We start from the raw sequence: 13,665 nt of genomic DNA, 5'->3' as shown, positions 1-13,665 counted from the left end.
GACCTTTCGGTCCAAGTCACCGTCGCCAGCGGAACTTGACGATCGAGGCTTCGGTGCTCACCCGGTCGTCCTCGTCCTCGCATTCCTTTTCCAGCGCCTTGCGGATCTCCTCGATCTCGAGGTCCGTCTTGTGTTCGATGCCGATGAAACGGTTGCGGGCGCCGTCGAGCGTGCGGATGATCTCGTCCAGCTTCGCCTGAATCGCCGCCGCGTCGCGATTCTGGGAATTCTGGATCAGGAACACCATCAGGAAGGTGACGATCGTGGTGGCTGTGTTCACGACCAGCTGCCAGGTGTCCGAGAAGCCGAACAAAGGCCCGGTGATGCCCCAGATAGCGATGATGAGTACGGCCAGCACGAACGCCACCGGCCTGCCGGCGATGCCGGCGATCCTGCTCGCAAAATCGGTGAAGAAACGGTCGAGCATCGGATCGTCCTTCAGGCTGTGGGGACCGGGTCGAGACCATGTCCGTGCGGCTTGGAATGGCCCCGGTGGCGCAGGTAGCGCTCGTCGATCGTGTCGATGATGCTGTCGGCGCGCTCGCCGGCCTGGAGGCGGATCAGCGCGTCGATCTTGGCTTCGACGCGGTCGTCATTCTCCTTGGACGACGGCGAGCCGACGTAGAGGAAATAGGCGAGGCCGACGACCTGCCACAGGAGCTGGAGGAACTCCGACTGCCAGTTCTCGAAGGTGTCGCGCAGCATCTCGCTGAGATAGCTCGAAACCTCGGGAGACTGGCTGTGCTGGGTCGCCTCGTCGACGAAAGCCTGCCAGCCGAAGAACCAGTGCAGCGCGAGCGAACCGAGGAAGAAGGCGAGGGTGATCCATGCATAGGCATAGCGTTTCATGGGTGAGCCTTTCGCAACCGGAATGACACAGAGGCGAAACGACAACCCTTGCCAATTGGTTGCGGCGGCTCCTTCAGGCCCAACCTTCGAGCACCTGATCGGGCGGGCGGTGGCCGTCGGCCCAGGCACGGATGTTGGCGATCACCTTCTCGCCGGTCGCGAGCCGGCCCTCGAAGGTCGCCGAACCCATGTGTGGGGTCATCACCACGTTGGGCAGCGCCAGCAGGCGCGGATCGATCGCGGGCTCGTGCTTCCAGACGTCGAGGCCGGCGCCGGCAAGGCGGCCCGCCTCCAGCGCGTCGATCAGGGCATCTTCGTCTACGATGCCGCCGCGCGAGGTGTTGATGAGATAGACGTGCGGCCGCATCAGCGCGACGCGGCGGCCGTCGACCAGGTTCTCGCTGTCCGGGTTGCGCGGGGTGTGGATCGTCAGGATGTCGATCATCCCCAGCATCTCGTCGAGATCGGGATGCCAGGTGGCGCCCAGCGTCTGCTCGACGACGGCGGGCAGGCGGTGGCGGTTGTGGTAGTGGATCGAGAGGCCGAAGGCGCTGGCACGGCGGGCAACCGCCTGGCCGATCCGCCCCATGCCGAGGATGCCGAGCGCCTTTCCGCCGATACGATGGCCGAGCACGCCGCCGGGCGACCAGCCTTTCCACCCGCCCGATCGCACCAGCTTCTCGCCCTCGACCAGCCGGCGCGGTACCGCGACGATCAACGCCATCGTCATGTCGGCGGTATCCTCGGTCAGTACGCCGGGGGTGTTGGTGACGATGATCCCGCGGGCGCGGGCGGCCTTGAGATCGATATGGTTCACACCGGCGCCGAAGTTGGCGATCAGTTTCAGCCGCTCGCCGGCGCCGGCGATCAGCTCGGCCGTGATCTGGTCGGTGACGGTCGGCACCAGCACGTCGGTATCGGCCATCGCCGCGGCGAGATCGACCGGCACGTCGCCGCGGTTCAGCGTCGCGTCGAACAGCGTTTCGAGCCGATCCATCACCGCGGCGGGCAGCTCGCGGGTGACGACGACCTTGGGACGGGCGGGGCGACTAGCCATCGAGTCCCGAATTGGCGAGCCTCAGGGAACCAGTCAACGGTTGAACCGGACCCGTCGGGCTGTCTAGATCAAGCGATGAGCGGAGGGTCGACGATGCGCATCGCAAAGCTGCTGGTCATGGCGGCGATTGCTGCCGGACTTGCCGCCTCGATCGAGGCACAGACCCGCAAGGTGCCCTATTATGCCTCGATCAGCGCGGGGCAGGCGCGGATGCGCACCGGGCCGGGACGCAACTATCCGGCGAACTGGCTCTATCAGCGTGCCGGGCTGCCGGTGAAGGTGATCGACGTCTACAAGGAATGGCGCAAGGTCGAGGATCCGGGCGGCACCCAGGGTTGGATGCTGGTCAATCTGCTGACCGACACGCGGACGGGCTATGTTACCGACACGATCGTGGCGATGCGCTCAGCGCCGGAAGCAAATGCATCGATCCAGTGGCGCGCGGCGCCGGGCGTGGTCGGCAGGATCAGCAAGTGCAGCCGCGGGTGGTGCCTCTTCGACGTCAAGGGCCGCGCCGGCTATGTCGAGGCGATCCACCTGTGGGGCGTCGATCCGGGCGAGGACGTGCCGTGAGGATCGTGCCGGCGGACCTCGACCACCCCGCGGTCCTCGGGCTGATCGAGCATCATCTGCGCGACGCGCATCGCAACTCGCCGCCGGGCAGCGCCTTTGCGCTCGACGTCAGCGGCTTGCGTGACCCGGCGCTGTCGGTCTTCGCCGCATGGGAAGGCGAGAATTTGCTCGGTCTCGGTGCGCTCAAGGAGCTGGCGCCCGACCATGGTGAGCTCAAGTCGATGCGCACTGCCCCCGACCAGCTCCGCAAGGGCGTCGCCAAGGCAATGCTCGGCCACCTTCTCGCCGAGGCAAGCTCGCGCGGCTATCGGCGGGTGAGCCTGGAGACCGGCACCAACGACGCCTTCGCCCCGGCGCGGGCAATGTACGAAGCGGCGGGCTTCACCCCTTGCGGGCCGTTCGGCGACTATGAGCTGACCGAGTTCAACCGCTGCTATTCGCTGGCGCTGGATCGGGTCAAAGAGCGGCCCGGCGCTCGCGCGGCTCGGACCGGGCGAGCCAAGCAGGCGAAATCCTACATTGCAAGCAGCGGCGACGAACGGGGCTAGTTCAGCATCTCCACCGCCACGGCAGTCGCCTCGCCGCCGCCGATGCACAGGGAGGCGAGGCCGCGCTTCTGGCCGGTGGTCTCCAGTGCGGACATCAGCGTCGCGAGGATGCGGGCGCCGCTCGCGCCGATCGGGTGGCCGAGCGCGCAGGCGCCGCCATGGACGTTGAGCAGGTCGTGCGGGATGCCGAGGTCGCGCATCGCGATCATCGCGACGGTGGCGAAGGCTTCGTTGACCTCGAACAGCTCGACGTCCTTCACGTCCCAGCCGGCCTTCTCCAGCGCCTTCCGCATCGCGAACACCGGCGCGGTGGTGAAGCGCGAGGGAGCATGGGCGTGCGCGGCATGGGCGACGATGCGGGCGACCGGATCGAGCCCGTATTTCTCCGCGATCGAGGCGCGGGTCATCACCAGCGCGGCGGCGCCGTCCGAGATCGACGAGGCGTTGGCGGCGGTGATGGTGCCGTCCCTGGAGAAGGCGGGCTTGAGCGTCGGAATCTTGGCGGGGTCGGCCTTGGCCGGCTGCTCGTCGAGCGCGACGGTGACCACGCCCTTGCGCGTCTTGACCTCGACCGGCACGATCTCGCGGTCGAACGCGCCTGACTGCTGCGCCTTCTGCGCGCGCGTGAGCGACTCGATCGCATAGGCGTCCTGCGCCTCGCGGGTGAACTGGTATTCGACCGCGACCTCCTCGGCGAAATTGCCCATCAGCTTGCCGGGCTCATAGGCGTCCTCGAGGCCGTCGAGGTACATATGGTCCTTGAGCACGTCGTGGCCGATGCGCGCGCCGCCGCGGTGGCGAAGCGAGAGGTAGGGCGCGTTGGTCATGCTCTCCATGCCGCCGGCGATCAGCAGGTCGACCGAGCCGGCGGCGAGCGCGTCGGCGGCGAGGATCGTGGCCTGCATCCCGCTGCCGCACATCTTGTTGACCGTGGTCGCCTCGATATGGTCGGGCAGCCCGGCCTTGAGCGCCGCTTGCCGCGCCGGTGCCTGGCCGAGGCCGGCGGGGAGCACGCAGCCCATGTAGATGCGCTCGATCGCCTCGCCCCTGAGCCCCGCGCGCTCGACCGCGGCGCCGACCGCGACCGCGCCGAGGTCGGTCGCCGACGCCTCGGTCAGCGAGCCCTGGAAGCTCCCCATCGGCGTGCGGGCGTAGGAAGCGATGACGATCGGATCGGCGGACATGAGATGGCTCCTGAAAGTTGGGAGCGATCTAGGGCGGCTGCAGCGATTAGTGAAGATCGACCGGCGCCGCCTTCTCGCTCGCCTTCGGCCGTGGCGGCTTCTTGAGGAACAGCACCAGCGGGATCGACAGGGCGGTGACGATCATCATCGCCTTGAAGTCGTCCAGATAGGCGATCATCGCCGCCTGGCGGTTCACCTCGGCGTCGATCATCGCCATCACCGAATCGCCGACGCTGCCGCCCATGCCGAGCAGCGAGGGATCGAGCGTGCCCAGCGTCTCGGCGGTGACATGCTGGCCCACCTCGGAATGGCTGACCTGGATGTTCTGCGCGAGCAGCGCGGTCACCCCCGAGATGCCGACCGACGCGCCGACGTTGCGCATCAGGTTCATCAGGCTCGACCCTTCGGTGCGGTAGTGCGGCGGCAGCGTCGCGAAGGCCATGCTCTGCAGCGGCATGAAGATGAGGCCTAGGCCGAGCCCCTGGATGACGCCCGAGACGATGAACGGCGTCGAGCTCATCACGATCGTCCATTCGGTCATCTGCCACAGCGAGAAGGCGGCGATGGTGAAGCCGATGCCGACCAGGATGCGCGGGTCGAAGCCGCGCTGCGTGAGGTTGGCGGCGAGGAACATGCTGAACACGATGCCGAAGCCGCGCGGCATCAGCAGCACGCCGGTATCGAGCACCGGATAGCCGTAGAGGTTCTGCAGCATCGGCGGCAGCAGCGCCATCGTCGCCATCATCACCACGCCGATGACCAGCATGAACAGGATGGCCGTCACGAGATTGCGGTTCTTCCACAGCTCGCGGTCGAACATCGGCTTCTTCGCGGTGAACATGTGGACGATCGCCATCCACAGCGCGATGCCGGCGATCAGCGCCTCGATCACCACCTCGGTCGAGGAGAACCAGTCCTGGTTCTGGCCGCGGTCGAGCATGAGCTGCAGCGACGCGATGCCGAGCGAGAGCAGCGCGAAGCCGGTGATGTCGAACGCGCGCTTGCGGACGGGGCGGGAAGGGAGCAGCCACCACAGCACCGCGAAGCAGAATACCCCGAGCGGCAGGTTGACGTAGAAGACCCAGCGCCAGTTGTAGTTGTCGGTGAGCCAGCCGCCGATCACGGGCCCCAGGATCGGGCCGACCATGATGCCCATGCCCCAGATCGACATCGCCTTGGCCTGCTTCTCGGGCGGGTTGATGTCGAGCAGCACCGTCTGGCTCAAGGGGTTCATGAAGGCGGCGCTGATGCCCTGGAGCAGGCGGAACGCCACCATCTCCGTCAGCCCGGTCGCCATGCCGCACAGCGCCGAGGAGACGATGAAGCCCGCCACCGACCACAGGAACAGGTTGCGCGAACCGATGCGGTCGGCGAGCCAGCCGGTGATCGGGATCGCGATCGCCGAAGCGACGATGTAGCTGGTCAGCACCCAGGTGATGGTGTCGGCGGTGGCGCTCAGCGTCGCCTGCATGTGGGGGAGCGCGACGTTGGCGATGGTCGAATCGAGGATCTGCATGATCGTCGCCAGCATCACCCCGACGGTGAGCAGCGGACGGTTGCGCGTGTAGAGCGCGGCACCGTCTGGGACCGGAGCCGAGGACGATGCCCGCGCTGCCGAGGGTGCGGTGGTCGCCACGGGAGTGCTTACTTCCCGCCGCGAAGGTCGACCGTGACGTCCGCCGACAGGCCGGCGATGAGCTGGCGCGGGCTCTTCTCGTCGATGGCGATGCGCACCGGCACGCGCTGGGTGACCTTCACCCAGTTGCCGTTGGCGTTCTGCGCGGGAAGCACCGAGAACTCGCTGCCGGTTCCGGCGCCGATCGACTGGACGTGGCCCCTGAGCTTCAGGCCCGGATAGGCGTCGAAGCTGACCTCCGCCGGTTGGCCGACGCGCATGTGGTTGAGGTCCGTCTCCTTGAAATTGGCCTCGATCCAGGAATTCTCGTCGGCGACGATCGTCACCGCCGGCAGGCCGGCCATCATATATTGCCCAAGCACCAGCCGGTCGGTCTGGCTGACCTGGCCGCCGATCGGCGCGCGCACGACCGAACGCTGGAGGTCGAGCATCGCCTTGTTGCGCTGGGCGATGGCGGCGGCGATCGCGGGATTCTGGCCCGGTACCGCAGAGCCGGTGGCGAGCTTCGACCGCGCCTCGGCCGCGTCGGCGAGCGCGCTCTGATAGGCGGCGCGCGCCTGCTCGAGCGCGTGCTCGGCCGCCTGGAAATTGGCGCGGGTGGTGAAGCCCTGCTTCATCAGCGCTGCCTGGCGATCGTAGTCCTCCTGCGCCTGCTTGATCCGATCCCTCGCCGCCTGGATGTCGGCGCCGGTGCCGGCGTAGCTCGTCTGGAGCGTCTGGAGCTCGACCTGCGCATCTGCGATCGCCGCGTTCGCCTGGGCGATGGCGATGCGATAGGGTTCGGGATCGATGCGGAACAGCACGTCGCCGGCGTTGACGTGCTGGTTCTCGCGCACGTCGACCGACACGATCTTGCCCGCGACGTCGGTCGAGACCGAGGTCTTGTCCTGATGGACATAGGCGTTGTCGGTCGAGACCGATCGGCCCGAGACCGCCCAGAAATAGCCGGCTATGGCGATGACGATCAGCGGCACGCCGAACATCAGGATCGGGCGCAGCAGGCTGCGGCGTTTCCTCGCGGCCGCCGGGGGTTCGATGGTCACCTCCGTCCCCGCGGAGGTCTCGATCTTGGGATCGGCGTCAGCCATGGGCGGTCTCTTCTATGGTCGTGTCGGGATCGAGCTGGGCGAGATTGTCGCGGATCTTCTGGAGCGTGGCGGTGACCGCGGCGCTCTCGCGCGCGTCGACACCGAGCAGCGCGGCCTCCATCAGTTCTGCACCGCAGCTGTGGGCCTGGTCGATCACCGGCCGGGCGGCATCGGTCAGGTGGATGCGCCAGGCGCGGCGGTCGGCGGGATCGCGGCGGCGCTCGACCAGGCCGGATTGCTCCAGCCGGTCGAGCATACGGGACAGGGTGATCGGCTCGACCTCGAGCAACTCCGCGAGCCCGCCTTGGTTGATGCCCTGATGACGGGACACCAGGGCCAGCGTCTTCCATTGCGCGCGCGTGGCGCCGAAGCTGCGTGCGCGCTCGTCGAAGCGCCTGCGCATCAGGCGCGAGACGTCGCTGATGAGGAATCCCAGTCCGCTGTCACCCATGGGCCGGCATATAATAAGCCTGCTTATATTTAGCTAGCACATGCAACATGCAGAATGCGCAACCACGATTGCACGGAAGGATGAGGAGATGAGCGAACCGGTGACCGGCGGCTGCCAGTGCGGCGCCAAGCGCTATCGTGCGATGATCGACGACGACGAGGCCTATCTTTGCCATTGCCGCATGTGCCAGCGTGCGACCGGCGGCGTCTCGATCGCGTTCAAGAACGTGATGAAGGCGGATGTCGAATGGACGGGCGAGGAGCCGGACCGCTACGCCTCCTCCTCGTTCGCCAAGCGGGGCTTCTGCGCCAGGTGCGGGACGCCGCTCACCTATGAGTCCGACGGCCACGACCGCATGGACCTGACCGTCGGCAGCTTCGACGACCCGTCGCGCTTCCGCCCGGTCAGCCATTCGGGGGTCGAGAGCTGGCATCCCCAATGGCTTGACACCAGCCACCTGCCGACCGAACGGACCGAGGACAACCCGCGCATCGCCGCCCGCTGGATGGAAAGCCTTGGCCGAGTCCCCTGACTATTTCGAGAGCTTCGACGGCGTCCGCCTCGCCTGGCGCGAGTTGGGAGAGGGGCGGCCGGTGGTGATGATCCACGGCTATTTCTCGAACGCGGAGGTCAACTGGATCCGCTACGGCCACGCGGCGGCGATCGCGGCCGAGGGCTTCCGGGTGATCATGCCGGACCTGCGCGCGCACGGCGACAGCGACAAGCCGCATGATCCCGCCGCCTATCCGCCCGACGTACTGATGCGCGACGGCTTCGCGCTCATCGAGCAACTGGGGCTCAGTGACTACGACCTGGTCGGCTATTCGCTGGGCGGGCGGACGAGCGTCCGGATGCTGGTCCATGGCGCGCGGCCGCGGCGGGTGGTGCTGTCGGGCATGGGGTTGCGGGGCATCGTCCATACCGAGGGGCGGGGCGGCTATTTCCGCCGGGTCCTTACCAACCTCGGCAGCTTCGAGCGCGGCACGTCCGAATGGATGACCGAGGCGTTCCTCAAGACCACCAGGGGCGATCCCGAGGCGCTGCTGCTGATCCTTAATACCTTCGTCGACACGAGCGAGGCGGAACTGGCGGCGATCGACGTGCCGGCGTTGGTGGTGAACGGGGCGGACGACGACGACAACGGATCAGGGCAGGCGCTCGCGGACATGCTGGCCGATGCGCGCTATGCCGAGGTGCCGGGCAACCACATGAGCGCGGTGACCAAGCCCGAGCTGGGGCAGGCGATCGCGGCGTTCCTGGGGGAGGATTGATCGGAGCCGGTCAAGGGCTCGCTCAGCGCGGCGCGCCGTCCTTTGCTCGGGCTGAATAGACCTTGTTCGCGATCTTCCAGTCCTCGCCGATCTTCAACAAAATGAAATAGTCGGTGAACACGGTCGCGCCGTGGTCGAGCGTCGCCTTGGCCGTTGCCGCGGGCCCCGACACGTCGATGAAGTCGATGGTGCGGACTCGTGTGCTCTCGTCGCTCGCCGGCGTTCCTCGGAAGGCGGGGCTGTATTCGTCGAGCGTCCTCGATATGAGCCTGCCGTCGCGTATTCCTTCGATCCTTGCGGTCGGAAGGAAAGCCCTCCGCAGATAAGAGGGATCGCCGGTGGCGTGGGCCTTGAAGTAATCACCGATCGTCGCCCGGATGCCGGTCTGTGCGGCTTGATCCTGTTGCGAGGCCGGCTTGCCTTGAGGCTGGGCCGGGGTTGCCGCATTCGCGCCGGTCAAGGCGATGAGGCTGCTCGCGAACACCAAGTGGACGAAGCGTAGGTTCATCAGGTCTTCCCCCTTATTTTCCAAGGTCAGAATCGGGAACTCCGTCATCCCGGCGAAGGCCGGATCTCAGGCAGCCGTCCTACCACAATCTCATGAGATCCTGGTCGGCAGCCGTGCTTGGCTATTTCGTCTTCTTGTCGCTCTCGGCCTTGGGCCGGCGCGCGAGGAAGATGCCGGCGACGGTCGCGCCGATCGCCAGGGCGCCGCCGATCAGCGCGCCGAAGAAGGTCTTGTCGCCGACCTTCTCGCGGGTTTCGGACACCAGCTTGCCCGGCGGCGAGGCGGCGATCGCCTTGCCTGCGTCCGTGGCGGCGGTGGTGACGGTCTTCGCGGCGTCGGAGGCGGCGGCGGTCACCGTCTTGGCGGCAGCCGCGACCGGACCTGACTTGCGGGCGGCGGGAGCGTTGCGTGCGCCGGCTGAGCTGCGCGAGGTGGCGCCGGTCCCGGTCTTGCGGCTGCGGGTGCGCGGTGCGGCGGCCCTGGATGCGGGCGGCTTGGGCGCCGGGCTCGGCGTGCCACTGCTCTCCTCGCTGCCGCCATCCGACGGCTTGGACGCGCTCGCCTTGCGCGTGGTCTTGCGCGCGGTCGTCTTGCGGCGCGTCGGGGTGGGGGTGGCGGTCGGGTCCTTCGGCGGTCTGGCCATCGCAGTCGCTCCCTGTTGTCGTTACGGCCTAACGCCCAACTCCTAGCCGGTTTCCATCGATCAACGGAAGGGCGGTTCGCTGAACGCGCGGAGCTTGCGGCTGTGGAGCTTGGCGCCCTCGCGGCGGAGCTCCTCGCAGGTCTCGATGCCGATGCGCATATGCTCGTTGATCGCGCGCTCGTAGAAGCGGTTGGCCTGGCCCGGCAGCTTGAGCTCGCCGTGGAGCGGCTTGTCCGAGACGCAGAGCAAAGTGCCGTAGGGGACGCGGAAGCGATAGCCCTGCGCGGCGATCGTCGCCGATTCCATGTCGATTCCGACGGCACGGCTCAAGGAGAAGCGAAGTGCTGAGCGGGAGAAGCGCAGCTCCCAGTTGCGGTCGTCGGTGGTGACGATGGTACCGGTCCTGAGGCGCCGCTTGAGCTCGTCGCCCGACTGGCCGGAAACGGTCTCGGCGGCGCGCGCGAGCGCCTGCTGGATCTCGGCGATGGCGGGGACGGGGATCTCGGGCGGCAGCACATCGTCGAGGACATGGTCGTCGCGCAGGTACGCGTGGGCGAGGACATAGTCGCCGATGCGCTGGCTGGGCCTGAGGCCGCCGCAATGGCCGATCATCAGCCACGCCTCCGGCCGCATCACCGCGAGATGGTCGCAGATCGTCTTGGCGTTCGACGGGCCGACGCCGATGTTGACCAGCGTGATGCCGGTGCGGTCGGGCGCGATCAGGTGATAGGCCGGCATCTGGTGGCGCCGCCACGCGCTGTCGCTGACGATGATGTCGACGTCCCCGGGCGATTCGATCATCACCCCGCCGGCGCCGGAGAGGGCGGTGAAGCGGCTGCCGTCACCCAATTGCGACGCCGCCCAGCGTACGAACTCGTCGACGTAACGATGGTAGTTGGTGAACAGGATGTAGCGCTGGACGTGCTCGGGCGGGGTACCGGTGTAGTGGCGCAGGCGCGCGAGGCTGAAATCGGTGCGCAGCGCGTCGAACAGCGCCAACGGACGGGTCTGATCGATGCTGGCCCAAAGGCCGTCGGCGATCTCGTCGCCGATGTGGGCGAGCTCGGTTGCCGGGAAGTGGCGGGCGAGCTCGGCGGCGGAGACCTCGTCGAGGCTCAGCGCATGACCGGGATCGAGGACGTAGGGAAAGGGGATCTCCTGGCGGCCCTCGACCGCGCGGACCTCGACGTCATAGTCCTCGATCAGCAGGGTGAGCTGCTCGGTGAGATAGTCGGCGAACATCGCCGGCTTGGTGACGCTGATGCCGTAGTCGCCGGGATCGACCAGCCGGCCGAACGAGCGCAGCGGGGTCGGGCGGTCGGCCCCGGGGCGGTAGGTGAGGCGAATTTCCGGATAGGCGAAGCTGCCGTCGAAGCGACTCGCCGGCGCGGGCGGCGTGCCGTCGGTGAGATAGCGGTTGAGGGCGGCCTTGAGGCGCTCGATCGAAGCCTGGTAGAGGCGGTCGAGCTCGGCGACGATGTCAGCGGCTTGGGTCATCTTCAGCGGTTAAGCCGTGAAGATGACGCTGGCAAGTCGCGACCTCCCAACCCCGTTCGCCCTTAGACAGGCTCAGGGCGAACGGGCGAGGGGGTCTCCTACTTCTTCCGCGACGCGTTCTTGCCGCTGCCGTTGCTCATCAGCTTCGACGCCCCATAGGCGGCGCCGGCGACCGCGGCCGCGGCACCCGCGACCACTGCCGCCGCGGCGACGGGATGGTCCCGCGCCGCCGAGGTAGTGCTGCTGAGGGCGCTGGAAGCAGTCTCCTGCGCCTGGGTGAAGAAGGTCTTGCGCTCGCTCGCGCCTGTTTCCGGGTTGGCGAAATCGGTCTGGCTAGGCATCGTCTCAATCCCTTCGGCAATGACGCGGATTCAACCCGTTGGACCCCTCACCGGTTCCGCCCCCGGAACGGTGCGGGTCTACAGCTGTCCCAGCAGATGCTCGGCCGAACTCACTTCGAAGGCGCCGGGCTGTTCGACGTTGAGCGCGGCGACCACGCCGTCGTCGACCAGCATCGAGTAGCGCTGGCTGCGCTCGCCCATGCCGAACTTGGAGCCGTCCATGGTGAGGCCGAGCTGGCGCGCGAACTCGCCGTTGCCGTCGGCGAGCATCGTCACCTTGCCGGCGGCGTCGCTGGCTTTGCTCCACGCGCCCATCACGAAGGCGTCGTTGACCGCGGTGAAGGCGATCTCGTCGACCCCCTTGGCCTTCAGCTCCTCGGCCTTGTCGAGAAAGCCGGGCAGGTGGCGCGCCGAGCAGGTCGGGGTGAAGGCGCCGGGCACAGCGACCAGCGCGACCTTGCGGCCCTTGAAGAACTCGTCGGTGCTGACCGCCTCGGGCCCGTTCTCGGTCGCCCTGACAAGCTGGGTGCTGGGCAGGCGGTCGCCAACCTTGATCGTCATTCGCGCTTCCTTTCAGACATGCCCGCGCCGGAGTGGCCGGTCGACCGGTCAGTTGGACCGATCGGCGGATTTTTCAAGCGTGGTGCGTGTCCGGCCGGACCTTTATGGTGACGGGATGGAGTCGACTCCGTTCCTGACCGGCCAGTTCCTGCTCGCGATGCCGGGCATCGGCGATCCGCGCTTCGAACGCGCCGTGATCGCGATGTGCGCGCACGATGCCGACGGCGCGCTGGGAATCGGGGTGGGGACGCTGATCGAGTCGCTGAGCTTCCATGACGTGCTGCGGCAGCTGGAGATCGATCCTGGGAAGGCCGAGGACCGGCCGGTGTTGTTCGGCGGGCCGGTCGAGCCGCGGCGCGGCTTTGTGCTGCACTCGCGCGACTGGACGGGCGGCGACACGATCGACGTCGCGGGGCGCTGGGCCTTGTCGGGCACGATCGACGTGCTGCGCGCGATCGCCGAGGGCGCCGGACCGGAGCGCTGGCTGGTGGCGCTCGGCTATGCCGGCTGGGGTGCCGGGCAGCTCGACGACGAGATGACGCGGCACGGCTGGTTCAACACGAGCGGCGACGAAAGGCTGCTGTTCGACACCGCCGCGCATCATCGCTGGGAAGCGGGATTCGCCGCGGCGGGGATCGACCCGCGGCTGCTGGCAAACTCGACCGGCACCGCGTGAGCATGGCCGAAAGTCACGAAAGTCACGAAATTCGCCCGTGAGAACAAGAGGGGGATATGCGTGGACGTCCCGTGTAGGAAAGCGCCCAAGTTGAGGTTGCTCGACCGGCCGGTGTGGAATGCCTTGACGAGCGGCTGGGCGGCGCTCGCCGAAGGAGATGCGCGGGCGTGGCGGCTGAAGCGCAATTATGGCGTGTTCGGCGCGGCGCCGGACCGGTCGCCGGAGAGCCTCGCCGCGCTGGCGGCGCTGGTGCCGGCGGGCGGCGAGCTGTGGATGGTCGAGAAAGAGCCATGGCCCACCCCGCCGGGGACGCGGGTGGATCGCTCGGCGGCGTGCGTGCAGATGGTGGCGGAGGTGATCACCGGAGCGCCCAAGCCTCCGTTCGAGATCGTGCCGCTCGGCGAGGGCGACGCGCCGGAGATGTTCGCACTGGCGACGCTGACCGAGCCCGGTCCCTATGCCGCACACACCAACCGGCTCGGCGCGTTCGTCGGCGTCAGGCAGGACGGACGGCTGGTCGCGATGGCAGGCGAGCGGATGCGGATGCCGGGCCTCGCCGAGGTGAGCGGGGTGTGCACCCATCCCGAGTTCCGCGGCCGCGGCTATGCCGGCGCGCTGATGCGGACGGTCGCGCAACGGATGCTCGCGCGGGGCGAGACGCCGTTCCTCCACGCCTATGCGACCAACGCCGGCGCGATTACCTTGTACGAGAGCCTGGGGTTCCGGGTCGACGGGGAGGTGACGGCGAGCGTGCTGGTGCGGGCGGAATGAGGTTCCGATCG

18 protein-coding genes are annotated in these 13,665 nt (G+C 67.8%); 6 read left to right on the top strand and 12 right to left on the bottom strand.

Going from position 1 to position 13,665, the window contains the following annotated elements; translation table 11 throughout:
* Window positions 1-16: 16 nt before the first annotated feature.
* The 3 genes from ACMGER_RS13100 to ACMGER_RS13090 form a co-directional block, all read right to left on the bottom strand.
* Window positions 17-427: a low affinity iron permease family protein gene (locus tag ACMGER_RS13100; RefSeq protein ID WP_436812576.1), complete on the bottom strand. Its 411-nt coding sequence runs from the start codon at window positions 425-427 to the stop codon at window positions 17-19.
* Between the two features lie 11 nt (window positions 428-438).
* The gene (locus ACMGER_RS13095; RefSeq protein ID WP_436812575.1) at window positions 439-849 is read right to left on the bottom strand and encodes a DUF6766 family protein; all 411 of its coding nucleotides are present in this window, start codon (window positions 847-849) and stop codon (window positions 439-441) included.
* A gap of 73 nt (window positions 850-922) precedes the next feature.
* Complete coding sequence (locus tag ACMGER_RS13090; protein ID WP_436812574.1) at window positions 923-1,906, bottom strand: 2-hydroxyacid dehydrogenase; 984 nt, start codon at window positions 1,904-1,906, stop codon at window positions 923-925.
* 93 nt (window positions 1,907-1,999) lie between these two features.
* Here ACMGER_RS13090 and ACMGER_RS13085 point away from each other — a divergent pair, with 93 nt between their 5' ends.
* Together ACMGER_RS13085 and ACMGER_RS13080 are read left to right on the top strand one after the other, a co-directional pair.
* Window positions 2,000-2,479 (top strand): SH3 domain-containing protein, encoded by a 480-nt coding sequence (locus tag ACMGER_RS13085; protein ID WP_436812573.1) that lies wholly within the window; start codon window positions 2,000-2,002, stop codon window positions 2,477-2,479.
* Window positions 2,476-3,027 (top strand): GNAT family N-acetyltransferase, encoded by a 552-nt coding sequence (locus ACMGER_RS13080; protein ID WP_436812572.1) that lies wholly within the window; start codon window positions 2,476-2,478, stop codon window positions 3,025-3,027. The genes ACMGER_RS13085 and ACMGER_RS13080 overlap by 4 nt, the downstream gene beginning before the upstream one ends.
* Here the strand turns inward: ACMGER_RS13080 and ACMGER_RS13075 are convergent.
* Genes ACMGER_RS13075 through ACMGER_RS13060 form a run of 4 tightly spaced genes read right to left on the bottom strand, consistent with a single transcriptional unit; the run spans window position 3,024 to window position 7,386 of the window.
* Complete coding sequence (locus ACMGER_RS13075; RefSeq protein WP_436812571.1) at window positions 3,024-4,211, bottom strand: acetyl-CoA C-acyltransferase; 1,188 nt, start codon at window positions 4,209-4,211, stop codon at window positions 3,024-3,026. The two genes, ACMGER_RS13080 and ACMGER_RS13075, sit on opposite strands and share 4 nt — an antisense overlap.
* A gap of 46 nt (window positions 4,212-4,257) precedes the next feature.
* Complete coding sequence (locus ACMGER_RS13070) at window positions 4,258-5,847, bottom strand: DHA2 family efflux MFS transporter permease subunit (RefSeq protein ID WP_436812570.1); 1,590 nt, start codon at window positions 5,845-5,847, stop codon at window positions 4,258-4,260.
* A gap of 8 nt (window positions 5,848-5,855) precedes the next feature.
* Window positions 5,856-6,935, bottom strand: coding sequence for an HlyD family secretion protein (locus tag ACMGER_RS13065; protein ID WP_436812569.1), 1,080 nt, complete (start codon window positions 6,933-6,935; stop codon window positions 5,856-5,858).
* Window positions 6,928-7,386: a MarR family winged helix-turn-helix transcriptional regulator gene (locus tag ACMGER_RS13060; RefSeq protein ID WP_436812568.1), complete on the bottom strand. Its 459-nt coding sequence runs from the start codon at window positions 7,384-7,386 to the stop codon at window positions 6,928-6,930. The genes ACMGER_RS13065 and ACMGER_RS13060 overlap by 8 nt, the downstream gene beginning before the upstream one ends.
* Before the next feature lie 88 nt (window positions 7,387-7,474).
* Here ACMGER_RS13060 and ACMGER_RS13055 point away from each other — a divergent pair, with 88 nt between their 5' ends.
* On the top strand, window positions 7,475-7,918 hold the full coding sequence (locus tag ACMGER_RS13055; protein WP_436812567.1) for a GFA family protein: 444 nt from the start codon (window positions 7,475-7,477) through the stop codon (window positions 7,916-7,918).
* A gap of 67 nt (window positions 7,919-7,985) precedes the next feature.
* Window positions 7,986-8,657 carry an alpha/beta fold hydrolase gene (locus ACMGER_RS13050; protein ID WP_436812880.1) on the top strand — a complete coding sequence of 224 codons (672 nt, stop codon included), beginning with the start codon at window positions 7,986-7,988 and terminating at the stop codon, window positions 8,655-8,657.
* Between the two features lie 22 nt (window positions 8,658-8,679).
* Here the strand turns inward: ACMGER_RS13050 and ACMGER_RS13045 are convergent, their stop codons facing one another.
* The 5 genes from ACMGER_RS13045 to ACMGER_RS13025 all read right to left on the bottom strand — a co-directional run bounded on the left by ACMGER_RS13045 (window position 8,680) and on the right by ACMGER_RS13025 (window position 12,207).
* Complete coding sequence (locus tag ACMGER_RS13045; protein ID WP_436812566.1) at window positions 8,680-9,165, bottom strand: nuclear transport factor 2 family protein; 486 nt, start codon at window positions 9,163-9,165, stop codon at window positions 8,680-8,682.
* A gap of 121 nt (window positions 9,166-9,286) precedes the next feature.
* On the bottom strand, window positions 9,287-9,808 hold the full coding sequence (locus ACMGER_RS13040) for a hypothetical protein (RefSeq protein ID WP_436812565.1): 522 nt from the start codon (window positions 9,806-9,808) through the stop codon (window positions 9,287-9,289).
* A 60-nt stretch (window positions 9,809-9,868) separates the two neighbouring features.
* Window positions 9,869-11,305 (bottom strand): AMP nucleosidase, encoded by a 1,437-nt coding sequence (locus ACMGER_RS13035; protein WP_436812564.1) that lies wholly within the window; start codon window positions 11,303-11,305, stop codon window positions 9,869-9,871.
* Window positions 11,306-11,403: 98 nt separating this feature from the next.
* Window positions 11,404-11,646: a hypothetical protein gene (locus tag ACMGER_RS13030; protein WP_436812563.1), complete on the bottom strand. Its 243-nt coding sequence runs from the start codon at window positions 11,644-11,646 to the stop codon at window positions 11,404-11,406.
* A 78-nt stretch (window positions 11,647-11,724) separates the two neighbouring features.
* Window positions 11,725-12,207 carry a peroxiredoxin gene (locus ACMGER_RS13025; protein ID WP_436812562.1) on the bottom strand — a complete coding sequence of 161 codons (483 nt, stop codon included), beginning with the start codon at window positions 12,205-12,207 and terminating at the stop codon, window positions 11,725-11,727.
* Between the two features lie 115 nt (window positions 12,208-12,322).
* Here ACMGER_RS13025 and ACMGER_RS13020 point away from each other — a divergent pair, with 115 nt between their 5' ends.
* Together ACMGER_RS13020 and ACMGER_RS13015 are read left to right on the top strand one after the other, a co-directional pair.
* On the top strand, window positions 12,323-12,883 hold the full coding sequence (locus ACMGER_RS13020; protein WP_436812561.1) for a YqgE/AlgH family protein: 561 nt from the start codon (window positions 12,323-12,325) through the stop codon (window positions 12,881-12,883).
* Window positions 12,884-12,973: 90 nt separating this feature from the next.
* A complete protein-coding gene (locus ACMGER_RS13015; RefSeq protein ID WP_436812560.1) occupies window positions 12,974-13,654 on the top strand; it encodes a GNAT family N-acetyltransferase in 681 nt (226 codons plus the stop codon).
* Window positions 13,655-13,665 lie beyond the last annotated feature (11 nt).

The sequence above is a fragment of the Sphingomonas astragali genome, assembly GCF_051400615.1.
In the GTDB taxonomy this organism is placed as follows: Bacteria; Pseudomonadota; Alphaproteobacteria; order Sphingomonadales; family Sphingomonadaceae; genus Sphingomonas.
Note: the sequence above shows the minus strand (reverse complement) of the source record. Positions and strands in the feature narration are given on the sequence as shown.

What these genes read in the sequence shown, in the direction of transcription:
- ACMGER_RS13050 (WP_436812880.1), top strand. Translation starts at nt 7,986, where the DNA reads ATGATCCACGGCTATTTCTCGAACGCGGAGGTCAACTGGATCCGCTAC.
- ACMGER_RS13065 (WP_436812569.1), bottom strand. Translation starts at nt 6,935, where the DNA reads ATGGCTGACGCCGATCCCAAGATCGAGACCTCCGCGGGGACGGAGGTG.
- ACMGER_RS13075 (WP_436812571.1), bottom strand. Translation starts at nt 4,211, where the DNA reads ATGTCCGCCGATCCGATCGTCATCGCTTCCTACGCCCGCACGCCGATG.
- ACMGER_RS13040 (WP_436812565.1), bottom strand. Translation starts at nt 9,808, where the DNA reads ATGGCCAGACCGCCGAAGGACCCGACCGCCACCCCCACCCCGACGCGC.
- ACMGER_RS13095 (WP_436812575.1), bottom strand. Translation starts at nt 849, where the DNA reads ATGAAACGCTATGCCTATGCATGGATCACCCTCGCCTTCTTCCTCGGT.
- ACMGER_RS13060 (WP_436812568.1), bottom strand. Translation starts at nt 7,386, where the DNA reads ATGGGTGACAGCGGACTGGGATTCCTCATCAGCGACGTCTCGCGCCTG.
- ACMGER_RS13025 (WP_436812562.1), bottom strand. Translation starts at nt 12,207, where the DNA reads ATGACGATCAAGGTTGGCGACCGCCTGCCCAGCACCCAGCTTGTCAGG.
- ACMGER_RS13030 (WP_436812563.1), bottom strand. Translation starts at nt 11,646, where the DNA reads ATGCCTAGCCAGACCGATTTCGCCAACCCGGAAACAGGCGCGAGCGAG.
- ACMGER_RS13090 (WP_436812574.1), bottom strand. Translation starts at nt 1,906, where the DNA reads ATGGCTAGTCGCCCCGCCCGTCCCAAGGTCGTCGTCACCCGCGAGCTG.
- ACMGER_RS13045 (WP_436812566.1), bottom strand. Translation starts at nt 9,165, where the DNA reads ATGAACCTACGCTTCGTCCACTTGGTGTTCGCGAGCAGCCTCATCGCC.
- ACMGER_RS13100 (WP_436812576.1), bottom strand. Translation starts at nt 427, where the DNA reads ATGCTCGACCGTTTCTTCACCGATTTTGCGAGCAGGATCGCCGGCATC.
- ACMGER_RS13085 (WP_436812573.1), top strand. Translation starts at nt 2,000, where the DNA reads ATGCGCATCGCAAAGCTGCTGGTCATGGCGGCGATTGCTGCCGGACTT.
- ACMGER_RS13055 (WP_436812567.1), top strand. Translation starts at nt 7,475, where the DNA reads ATGAGCGAACCGGTGACCGGCGGCTGCCAGTGCGGCGCCAAGCGCTAT.
- ACMGER_RS13035 (WP_436812564.1), bottom strand. Translation starts at nt 11,305, where the DNA reads ATGACCCAAGCCGCTGACATCGTCGCCGAGCTCGACCGCCTCTACCAG.
- ACMGER_RS13020 (WP_436812561.1), top strand. Translation starts at nt 12,323, where the DNA reads ATGGAGTCGACTCCGTTCCTGACCGGCCAGTTCCTGCTCGCGATGCCG.